This is a genomic window from Rhodoplanes roseus, from assembly GCF_003258865.1.
Lineage (GTDB): Bacteria > Pseudomonadota > Alphaproteobacteria > Rhizobiales > Xanthobacteraceae > Rhodoplanes > Rhodoplanes roseus.
In genome coordinates, this window is record NZ_NPEX01000509.1 from 1 (window position 1) to 2,193 (window position 2,193).

Here is a 2,193-nt window from a genome sequence, read left to right on the forward strand (position 1 = left end):
GCGGCGCGCCGGCGGCGAGCCAGGGGCCGTCGATCGGCACGGCGCAGCGGCAGGCGACGTGGACGGCCCAGCCGAAGAAGGCGGAGCGGCCGGACGTCGCCGCGACGCCGACGGTCCGGGCGCCGGCGAGATGCGGCAACGCCGGGGTCACCAGCGCGAGCGTCGAGGGCCCGAGGGTGCGGTTCGACGCCTCGCGGACGGTCGCCGAGGGCGGCGGACGAACCAGCGCGGCAGCGCCGAGCGCGACGAGAGCCACCAACACCGCGACAGCGGCCCGGATCCGGGGCAACGGGGCGCGGCCGGCGGCGAGGCTCACCAGGAGGCCGGCCCCCGCCCCTGCCCCGACCCACCAGACGAACAGCCAGGAGGCGAGGAAACGGCCCTGGTGATACGGGTGCGCGATCACCCCGGCGGCGGCGACGAGCGCCAGCACGAAGACGGCGCGGCCGCCCGGCGACCAGCGGCGTACGACGACCAAGCCGAGACCGAACAGGCCGGCCGTCACGAGGGCGACCGACGGATCGACATGAAATCCATCGGCGGCCATGCGCCAGTAGAGCGCCGCGCCGCGCAGCGGATCGTAGGCCTCGCCGGCCGGCGAATTGGACGGTCCGATGAACCACAGGAACGCCGAGAGACGCTTCGGAATCAGGAACGAGACCGCCACCGGCAGCACGTGCCAGGCGAGCAAAGCGCGGCCCGGCACCCCGAGCGCCGGCGCGAGCCGTGGCCGCAGCCGCGTCCAGGCGATCGCCAGCCGGGCGAAGACCAGGACATAGGTGATGGTGACGAGATTTTCGGGCGGATAAAGCGAGACGGCCCGACCGAAGAGGTCGAAGCTGGTGGGGCCGCGCCGATAGATCGCCGCGATCACCCCAGCGAGCACGAGGGCGGCGATCAGCAGGGGATCACGGGCCAAGCCGGCGACGAGGCGACCGGGACGAAGCGTCCGGATCCAGCCCAACGCGGTACGCGCCAGCCCGATCAGGGAGCCCCGCTGCTCGATCGCCGCCGTGACGACCAGTGCGGCCAGCACCAGGCCCCAGTAATTGCCCTTGTGGAAGAACAGGATGGTGAGGACGAGGCCGAGCGCGCGCCAGCGCGCCGGGTCGGCCGGCGCATCCATGGCGCGGGCGAAGCACAGCAGCGCGAGGGCCGAGAAGGCGGCGCCCAGCCCCTCCAGCATGACGTCGGAGCCGAGCAGGGCGAAGGCCGGACTGGAGAGAGCGAGCGCGCCCGCCACCGCGGCCGCGACGGCGGCGGCCGGGGCGGATGCACGGCCCGAACCATCGCGGGACGCGCCCGCGGAGCCCGGAGCCGGATCGAACAGGCGACGCGCCAGCATGGCGGAGAGGACGACCGTGGCGGTCCAGCCGAGCAGGCTCGGGAGGATGGCGAGCCGGTGGTCCGGGCCGCCGATCGCCAGAACGCCAGCGAGGACGAGCCCGTGCACGGGCGGCCAGACCACGGCCTTGGCGAGCTGCGACACGAAGCCGATCGGATCGCCGCTGCGCAGCGCCAGGGCGAGATCGAGGCCGAAGCCGAAATGGCCGTTGCGGTCGTGATGGACGTCGACCCACAAGCCGTCGGGGACCGCCGCATAGGCCAGCCAGGTGGAGACCGCGAGGCCGACCGCCACCAGCGCGACTGCCACGACCGCCGCCCAGCCGAGCCACGGTCCTACCGAGGGCGGCGACGCCCGCAGCGGCGACCTCCGTGTAGCGGACGCTTCCGCTGCCGTGAGCGACAGGCCGGCGACGACATGGGCATCAGGTGAATGGGTATTGGGTGAATGGGGATCGGCTGATTTCGGGCCGGTCCGACCGGAAGCGACGGGCGCTGCGGCAAGGGCAGCCGCGCCAGAGGTCCCGGCTTCTGCGGAACCACGGCTCTCGGCGCCGGCCCCGGCCCCAGTCCCGGCCCCAGTCCCAGTCTCGGCGCCGGCCCTGGTCCCGGCCGGTCCACGGCTGCCGACACTCGGCGTGTCCGGGCTCGCGGCGCGGCGGGCGTCGTCCGGTTCGGGCGGCAGCGCCGGCCCCAATGCTCGTGTCTGCATGGTGCCGGCCTAGCGGAGGACCGCCCCGGGGGCAATCCTCCGCGGGCCGTTCTCCGGTCGGAACTGGCCGTCTCCGCCCCGCGCGACGAGCGGGATGCTCGGCCGTGACCGAGACCCCCGGTCGTCGCCGGGCGGAG

1 protein-coding gene is annotated in these 2,193 nt (G+C 74.5%); it reads right to left on the minus strand.

Annotation, left to right across the window (positions count from 1 at the left end; translation table 11 throughout):
• Positions 1-1,654: hypothetical protein (locus tag CH341_RS30795; RefSeq protein ID WP_111423421.1), on the minus strand; the 1,654-nt coding region annotated here is incomplete at its 3' end.
• Between the last annotated feature and the right edge of the window lie 539 nt (positions 1,655-2,193).